We start from the raw sequence: 1,701 nt of genomic DNA on the forward strand, positions 1-1,701 counted from the left end.
CCCCCTGTGGGACCTCTGACGCCCTGCGGCGCGCCGGCCCGCGATTTTTTGTTCCCTGCCACATGGCTATCTGTGCGGTAGGGGGCGTACGACCTGGTGGTGGCCGGGGCGCGGATCCTCTGCCTAGAGGGCTCGCGGTTCGACGAGCTGCTGGATGTGTCGATGCCGGTGGCGCACCTGGGCAGGGGCACGTCTCTGTGGTCTTGTCGGTTTGCTGGTGGACATGCTGGGTGATCGGGGGCATTCGGGGAGCGGCGCGGGGGCGCGGGGACGTACGCTGCGGAGCATGAAGGGACGTCCTCTCCGCTTCACCCCGCGTCGGGACGCAGGGCTGTTCGCGTTCGAGCGCGCGTTGGTGCACGGCGGGTTCAGCCCCGTGGCCGGCGTCGATGAGGCGGGACGCGGGGCCTGCGCGGGGCCGCTGGTGGTCGGCGCCGTGATCCTGCAGGGCGGACGCGGCCGGATCGACGGTCTCACCGACTCCAAACTGCTCGCGCCGGGACGCCGGGAAGAGCTGTACGCGGAGATCACCAAGCGCGCGTACGCGTGGAGCGCGGTCGTCATCCCGTGCCATGACATCGACCGGATCGGCCTTCACCGGTGCAACGTCGCCGGGATGCGGAGGGCCCTGGCCGCCCTGGACAAACGGCCCGCCTACGTGCTGAGCGATGGATTCCCGGTGCCGGGTCTGGACGTCCCCGGCCTCGCGATGATCAAGGGTGACCAGTCGGCGGCGTGCGTGGCCGCGGCGTCCATCGTCGCGAAGGTGACCCGAGACCGGATCATGGTCGGCCTGCACGAGCGGTACCCGGAGTACGGGTTCGACGTCCACAAGGGCTATGTGACCCGCGCGCACGGCGAGGCGCTCGCCGCGTACGGTCCATGTCCGGAGCATCGGTTCTCCTACGTCAACGTCGGGCGGGCCTTGCGTAAGAATGGGGATGTGGCCGTGGGGGAGGAGACCGACGGGGAGGTCTCCGGTGAGGGCCGCACGGAAGGGGCACGAGCGTGAGCGCCGAGGATCTCGAAAAGTACGAGACCGAGATGGAGTTGCAGCTCTATCGCGAGTACCGCGACGTCCTCGGCCTGTTCAGCTACGTCGTCGAGACCGAGCGCAGGTTCTACCTCACGAATTCGGTCGACCTGCAGGTGCGCGGCGCCGATGCCGGTGAGATCTTCTTTGAGGTCACGATGCAGGACGCGTGGGTGTGGGACATGTACCGCCCGGCCCGCTTCGTCAAGAACGTGCGTGTTGTCACGTTCAAGGACGTGAACGTCGAAGAACTCGCCAAGAGCGATTTCGAACTCCCTTCAGACGACTGACTCACGAAGCCACCGCAGGCACCGCGACTGGTAGCCCACGCAAGCACAACACCCCGCGCTGCCGGCTTCGCCGCCCTAGCGCATGTTCGCTAGCCGCGTCCGCAGCCGACGCCCCTGTTGCTCTCGCCAGCAATGGGCCGTCCCAGCCCGTCGAAGGCACGGTAGTCCGACCACCCCGACGTCCCCACGGCAGTGGCAGGCGCCCCGATGGTGACGGTCAAGGTCCTGGCACTGGCCCCTATCCCGACGGCGGCGACCGGGCAACTGACCGTAGCGGCCAGGCACTGACGGCGACGGCCCTCCAGGCCCCCACGGTGGTGGGAGGGGGCTGCTTGGTTCTTGCTGGTGGACGGTTGGGGGCTATTTCGGGTTGTTGGG

Annotated in this window: 2 protein-coding genes; both read left to right on the forward strand. The window is 68.3% G+C overall.

Going from position 1 to position 1,701, the window contains the following annotated elements; translation table 11 throughout:
- The first annotated feature begins 286 nt into the window (after nt 1-286).
- Nucleotides 287-1,012 carry a ribonuclease HII gene (locus tag HUX53_RS37480; RefSeq protein ID WP_176408018.1) on the forward strand — a complete coding sequence of 242 codons (726 nt, stop codon included), beginning with the start codon at nt 287-289 and terminating at the stop codon, nt 1,010-1,012.
- Nucleotides 1,009-1,323 carry a DUF2469 domain-containing protein gene (locus HUX53_RS37485; RefSeq protein WP_176408019.1) on the forward strand — a complete coding sequence of 105 codons (315 nt, stop codon included), beginning with the start codon at nt 1,009-1,011 and terminating at the stop codon, nt 1,321-1,323. The genes HUX53_RS37480 and HUX53_RS37485 overlap by 4 nt, the downstream gene beginning before the upstream one ends.
- Nucleotides 1,324-1,701: the final 378 nt, after the last annotated feature.

Origin of the sequence: Actinomadura sp. BRA 177, assembly GCF_013372625.1 — a bacterium.
Taxonomy (GTDB): domain Bacteria; phylum Actinomycetota; class Actinomycetes; order Streptosporangiales; family Streptosporangiaceae; genus Spirillospora.

Excerpts from the sequence above, each read along its gene's own strand:
- HUX53_RS37480 (WP_176408018.1), top strand. The coding sequence starts at position 287 with ATGAAGGGACGTCCTCTCCGCTTCACCCCGCGTCGGGACGCAGGGCTG.